Genomic DNA, 6470 nt, shown 5'->3' on the forward strand with positions numbered 1-6470 from the left:
GGAACATCCTTTTCGGTATTATTTCATGACCCCGTTTCACACAGAAATTCTTACAGGCTCGCGACTTGCCTTCCGATTGCGCTTTCTTGGCTTGCTCCAGGCGCTCCCTTGCCTCCTGCAAGCTCAAGCCACCGTCACCGTACCGTCCGAGCACCAAGATTTCATTACGGCCATTGACGCGGTAGTTATAGCGAAACGAGATGGTGCCAGTGGGCAGGACCGTCGCATACATACCGTCACGATCCGGCACCTTATAGGCTTTCGTAGCAGGTTTCAGGTTTTTCAGTTTCGTATCGGTCAACATGGTCACCTCCCACTCCTACACAAGTCTGTACTGGCAGCCGATTCATTTCAAACAATCAATCACTTAGCGCGAAAAAAAGTGAAATCGTTATCCCATCTCGGGCTGCCGATACCCTCACTATGGAGAGCGTAAAAAAGATGGAAAAATTCCTTTAAAATCAACCATTTAAAACAAAAAATACCCTCAAAAATACCCTCACGTGACAAAACAGCAAGAAGAACCAAATGTTAAATTCACATTTCAGCACATTTGATACCCGCAAAAATACCCACAAAAAAACGTGCTTGGCTCTGCCCTCGGTTGCTTGCGTTTGCCAGACAAAATAAAAAAAGCCCCTGAAAAATCAGGGGCTTAGCTGCTTCATTGACCCGGCGTTACCTTACGGTGCCGGACGGGAGATTATTCCCACTCGATGGTCAATGAGGTGGCTAAGCGCTTGATTTTTCAGCGCTTTCCAAACCATTCAGGTACCGATACCCTCAAAAATACCCTCACCTGCAAAATCCGCTACTGCCGGTTTGTCGCGGCCGAGATGGAAGACACCAGTCCGCTTGCTAGCACCTGTCATCCGATTCTTCTGGGCGAGAACGCCTTCATTTCAGCACAGCTGCAATCGAAGCGCTCCGATAAATTTAAGGATACGCCGATCCTCAGCGCCACGCTGTCACTCTGTCATTGACGCCATATCAGGTCCGCTAAAGCGACAGAGACGAGGCTATTGCACGCGCCTATCTCTCAACCGCTTTTACCATGTCCCACATCGCCGCCGCTTTTCATGTCTCGAGCAGGACAGTCAGCCGGGCCATATCGGCATTTCATAAAGCGTAACTTGCTGCAGATTGCGAAGGCCAAGGCTGAGATCGTGTACGAATGGCGGACCTGACCCCACCATGCTACTGGTGTTGGGAATGTTGCTATCGAGTTTGCCATCTCGCCCACCGTTACATTACTTGCCGAAGCTACTGCCTTTAGTACTCAAACAGAGCTCCAGTTCTTCAATAAAAATCCCCGGAGCACCTGCCTGAATCCATTCATTGAATTTATCAGGATAAGAAAAATAGTGTTTCTCACCATCAATTACGTGAGATTCTTTATTTCCAAATTTTGCCACAAATGACAAATGATTTCTTGCTGCTGAAATTAACTTAGCCTCCCCCAAAGAGTAATCAACATTAGCTCTCTCAAGATTAAAATCAGAAATACCCATCAGCAATTTATACAATTCCATAGAGCCATCAATTTTCAATAATTTGCCTATCAATTCTTCTTTTACCATGCTCTCTGTTTTCATTTCTTGCTTCCCGTTATAACTCCATTCGAATATTGCAAATCGCCATAGCCTATTGATTTTCGTATTTTTCCGGCCGGTATTTTTGATATCGACTGCGTAATATCATATCCAATTTCATTATAATACTCATTAAATAAACTCTTATTCAACTCATCCAATCTACCCGATATTGATCTTACGTTGGAAGGTCCAATGTTCTCAACCGCACGGGACATCATTTCCGTCCCGAGGCCGTTCCCCTGTTGCGCACTACCCATCCAGTCGACATTTAGGTTCCCAGTCTTTGAGTTAAAAGTGCCCCTAAATTCACTGGCCGGTGCGCCGCTCTTTTGCAAGACAATTGATCCATCCTCTAAGACTACTTGGCGTGAAGAAAGAGAAATAAACGATCCATTGGGTGTAGGAGTTAGATTGGTTTCAAAGTCAAATCCCAACTTACTTCTAAACGGAGCAAATCCATCCGCTGCTGCCGCGTTTACGCTACTTAATCCCGCAAGCTCGGCCCCCCGTGCCACAGCACTTGTCTTCGTCGCTAAATTGACAATGGCACCTGCTCCACGAATAGCTGCGCCGCCTAAGCCAAGTACCGCCGTAAAAATTTCAACTTCCTTCTCGGTTTTACGTGCAACAGCTTCATTGTAAGCTTTGGTTCCTGCATCTGGTATGGCATTAGCAATAGGATCACCATTGGTGCAGCTAACCGCTGGACACGGAGCGACAAGGGGGAAGTATACCGCTCCCTCGACAGTCATGGTCACGCGCTTCGTACCTTCAGGTGCCGTTGGCAAGGACTGGTTCGTTACATAGGTGGGTCTAGGTGTCAATACATAGGGGCTGGACTTACCACCAGTATTGGCAGTAATGTAGGCCATCAAGTCATTACTCGGCCGAGTTGGCGCTTTTTCAAGTAAGGTGACTTGGTCCCCGGGAACAGACACCAAAGACATAGTATTGTCAGCCGCTAACGTCTCTTGTATCGTCTTTCCCGTTTTGATATCGACGTTCCTAACGAAGGTTTCCTGTGTATTTTCAGTAACAACAATATTGCCTGCCTCGTCTCGCAACCCCGAATAGCGCATAGCGTCCAATATTTGCTTTTCGGTATATTTACCCTTGCTTAATTCAGCTAAGGCCTTTGCTTTCTGACGATCACCCGGATGCAGCATCCGGTTATTGACATCGGTATTAAATGCCGTCGCCGCGCCTGCTACACCACCAGCAGCAGCGCCAATCGACGTGGCTGCCGCCGCACCCAAAGCCTGTTTGACGGGCTCAGGCAAATCCATACCGTCGATCATCTCACCGATCTTGGGCATGGCGGCAGCGCTGGCTCCGGCCCCAAGTGCGCCACCGACACCTCCCGCAAGTGCACCGGCCGCCGTATGCGCAGCAACACGATAAACCCCGCCTTCCTCCCATTTCGCGGCCTCCGCCAGATCGCCCGCATCTCTGGCATCTTTCATTTTCTTGTCAGCATGGAGACGGGGTCAGGTCCGCCATTCCGACACGGCCTCAGCCATTCCGACATTCAAACCTCTGCGCAATCTCAGTGCCGATGTATATAGCTCAGGTATCGTCTACCGCATGACGCGACCACTACGACTTGAGTTCGTCGGTGCCCTCTATCACGTTACTTCGCGCGGCGACCGGCGCGGCGCCATTTACCGGGACGATACTGATCGCCTTGCCTGGCAAAAAGTGCTTGCCTTGGTATGCGAGCGGCACCATTTTGTCGTGCATAGCTTTTGCCAAATGGGCAATCATTATCATCTGCTCGTTGAAACGGTCGAGGCAAATCTGTCACAGGGCATGCGTCAACTGAACGGCTTATATACCCAGCATTTCAATCGACGCCACCAGCTTGTCGGACACGTATTGCAAGGCCGCTACAAAGCCATCTTGGTGCAGCAAGAAAATTATCTGTTGGAATTGGCCCGCTACATCGTCTTGAACCCAGTCCAGGCGCACATGGTGGCATCACCCGACGACTGGTACTGGAGCAGCCATCACTACGTTTTGGACGAAGCAGTGTCTCCATGCTGGTTGACACGGGACTGGCTCTTGAGCCAATTTGGCGCCACGCACGACGAGGCGGTCGCCAACTATTCTCGGTTTGTCGCGGCCGGGATGGGTGAAACTAGTCCGCTCATCCATACCTGCCACCAGATGCTACTGGGCGATGACGCCTTCGTTTCGGCACATCAGCAATCGCAGCGGTCCAATGCATTCAAAGATACGCCAAGGCAGCAGCGCCGCGCAGTCACACTGTCACTCGCTCAATATCAGGCCCGCTATAGCGACAGAGACGAGGCAATGGCACGCGCTTATCTGTCTACCGCTTTTACCATGTCCCATATCGCCGCCGCTTTTCACGTCTCGAGCAAGACAGTCAGTCGAGCCGTATCGGCATTTAATAAAGCGCAACTGGCTGTAGATCGAGACGACCAAGGCTGAGATCGTGTACTAATGCTGGACTTGACCTCGACCCTAAAGTGAATGCGTTCCTTTGCTGGCCCTAATCTCTCAAAATAGCTGGCAATCCGGGAAAATTTTTAGCGTGCTATTTTTTCCGAATTCAGTGGGTAACCTTACTACATCCCGATTTTCCTCAGTCCTGTTTACCAGCGATCCGCCGCAAACCTTCACGAGCTTTTTTCATTACATCCGCATCGTCACCATAAATTAGGTAGTGCTTATTATCTACTGGGCAGACTAGCCCCGATATGCGCCCAGTCCCTGGTGCAACACCAGCCGGAATGGAATCAAGCACGACATCGCAAACTGGGCAGCTTAAGTGCTGCCCGCCTTCGAATATTCGAAGTGCTCGCACTGCTGATACTTTATCAGTCATCACATTAATTGGCTTCACAATTATTTCCCTCCAAGTGTTGGCAAGTTCCCGCTTGGCAATTGCGGGTACAAAGGCTTTACTACGTCGTTAATGATCTGTTGGCGCTCCATAAATGTCGGTCGCCTAACGTTCTGGAACAGGAACTCGTTCCTAAATGCCAGATACTCTTCAAATTGCGTTCCCGGGGCCACACCGCTTTGGAAAAATCTATTCTGATGCAGTGCCTCGTGAACAACAGTTGATGCCGCTTCTTCGGCAGATGAATGCCTGAGCATATTTACAGTAACGACGTTCGAATAAGGATCGAACAATCCCATTTCAGGCATATGTGGATCGTTGACGAATTTAACATCAGTCCCTTGCCTTTGAAGTCGTGCATAAGATGCTCTAGCAACAGAATCTTCCGCCAGAATTTCACCCGTTCTAACGCTCCATGCCTTATCGACTGTATTCAATGAAGTATCGAACGACAGTTTTGCGCCTGAACTACTTGCCTCAGCAACCTCAACAACCCGTGCCACAGCACTTGTCTTCGTCGCTAAATTGACAATGGCACCTGCTCCACGAATAGCTGCGCCGCCTAAGCCAAGTACCGACGTAAAAATTTCAACTTCCCTCTCAGTCTTACGCGCAACAGCTTCATTGTAAGCCTTGGTGCCCGCATCCGGTATAGCATTAGCAATAGGGTCACCATTGGTGCAGCTAACCGCTGGGCACGGAGCGACAAGGGGGAAGTATACTGCTCCGTCGACAGTAATGGTCACGCGCTTTGTGCCCTCAGGTGCTGCGGGCGGAGATGAGCCCGTTACATACGTCCGGCCGGGCGTCAAGACATAAGGGCTAGCATTGCCACCAGTGTTGGCAGTAATGTAGGCCATCAGGTCATTACTCGGCCGAGTCGGTGCTTTTTCAAGTAAGGTGACTTGGTCCCCCGGAACCGACACCAAAGGCATGCTATTGTCAGCTTTCAATATCTCTTGTATCGACTTCTTCGTCTGGATATCGACGTTATGGAAACGGGGTCAGGTCCGCCATTCCGACACGGCCTCAGCCATATCTATTTCCAAAGCTCTACGCAATCTCAGTGCCAATGCGCATAGCTCAGGTATCGTCTAACGCATGACGCGACCACTACGACTTGAATTCGCCGGCGCCCTCTACCACGTTACTGCGCGCGGCGACCGGCGCGGCGCCATTTACCGGGACGATACCGATCGCCTAGCCTGGCAAGAAGTGCTTGCCCTGGTTTGTGAGCGGCACCATTTTATCGTGCATAGCTTTTGCCAGATGACCAATCATTATCATCTGCTCGTTGAAACGGTCGAGGCTAATCTGTCGCAGGGCATGCGCCAGCTGAATGGCGTTTATACTCAGTATTTCAACCGGCGCCATAAGCTTGTTGGACACGTATTGCAAGGTCGCTACAAAGCTATTTTGGTGCAGAAAGAAAACTATCTGTTGGAAGTGGCCCGCTACATCGTCCTGAATCCAGTCCGGGCGCACATGGTCGTATCACCCGATGAATGGTACTGGAGCAGCCATCACTACGTTTTGGACGATGCGGCACCTCCATGCTGGTTGGCACGTGTCTGGCTCTTGAGCCAGTTTGGCGCTACGCGCGACGAGGCCATCCCTGCGTACTGCCGGTTTGTCGCCGCCGGGATGGGCGAGAAAAGTCCGCTCGCTCGCACCTGTCACCAGATTATTCTGGGCGATGACGCCTTCGTTTCGGCACATCAGCAATCGCAGCGTTCCGCAGCATTCAGAGATACGCCAAGGCAGCAACGCCGCGCTGTCGCGCTATCACTAGCGCAATATCAAGCCATCTATAGCAACAGAGACGAGGCCATGGCACGCGCTTATCTGTCAACCGCTTTTACCATGTCCCACATCGCCGCCGCTTTTCACGTGTCAAGCAGGACGGTCAGTCGGGCCGTATCGGCATTTAATAAAGCGCAACTTGCCGTAGATCGCGACGGCCAAGGCTGAGATCGTGTACGAATGGCGGACCTGACCCTGGCCCC

The 6470-nt window shown here is 50.8% G+C and carries 7 protein-coding genes; 3 read left to right on the forward strand and 4 right to left on the reverse strand.

All coding sequences use genetic code 11. The features are described 5' to 3' along the window. On the reverse strand, positions 1-304 hold a 304-nt coding region (locus J0O65_RS12530), incomplete at its 3' end, for an Arm DNA-binding domain-containing protein (protein ID WP_215407183.1). A 424-nt stretch (positions 305-728) separates the two neighbouring features. Here J0O65_RS12530 and J0O65_RS12535 point away from each other — a divergent pair. Beyond that, the gene (locus tag J0O65_RS12535; protein ID WP_215407185.1) at positions 729-983 is read left to right on the forward strand and encodes a hypothetical protein; all 255 of its coding nucleotides are present in this window, start codon (positions 729-731) and stop codon (positions 981-983) included. A 267-nt stretch (positions 984-1250) separates the two neighbouring features. Here the strand turns inward: J0O65_RS12535 and J0O65_RS12540 are convergent, their stop codons facing one another. After that, positions 1251-1595 carry a hypothetical protein gene (locus J0O65_RS12540; RefSeq protein ID WP_215407186.1) on the reverse strand — a complete coding sequence of 115 codons (345 nt, stop codon included), beginning with the start codon at positions 1593-1595 and terminating at the stop codon, positions 1251-1253. Beyond that, on the reverse strand, positions 1592-3058 hold the full coding sequence (locus tag J0O65_RS12545) for a hypothetical protein (RefSeq protein ID WP_215407187.1): 1467 nt from the start codon (positions 3056-3058) through the stop codon (positions 1592-1594). Before J0O65_RS12545 ends, J0O65_RS12540 begins: the two co-directional genes overlap by 4 nt. Positions 3059-3179: 121 nt before the next feature. Between J0O65_RS12545 and J0O65_RS12550 the strand changes: the two genes are divergently transcribed. Further along, positions 3180-4049: a transposase gene (locus J0O65_RS12550; protein ID WP_215407188.1), complete on the forward strand. Its 870-nt coding sequence runs from the start codon at positions 3180-3182 to the stop codon at positions 4047-4049. A gap of 417 nt (positions 4050-4466) precedes the next feature. On the opposite strand, the gene J0O65_RS12555 is transcribed toward J0O65_RS12550, so the two are convergent. Next, positions 4467-5417, reverse strand: coding sequence for a hypothetical protein (locus tag J0O65_RS12555; protein WP_215407189.1), 951 nt, complete (start codon positions 5415-5417; stop codon positions 4467-4469). 148 nt (positions 5418-5565) lie between these two features. On the opposite strand from J0O65_RS12555, the gene J0O65_RS12560 reads away from it, so the two are divergent. After that, a complete protein-coding gene (locus tag J0O65_RS12560) occupies positions 5566-6435 on the forward strand; it encodes a transposase (protein WP_215407190.1) in 870 nt (289 codons plus the stop codon). Positions 6436-6470 lie beyond the last annotated feature (35 nt).

The sequence above is a fragment of the Janthinobacterium sp. JC611 genome, from assembly GCF_018682595.1.
Lineage (GTDB): Bacteria > Pseudomonadota > Gammaproteobacteria > Burkholderiales > Burkholderiaceae_D > Janthinobacterium.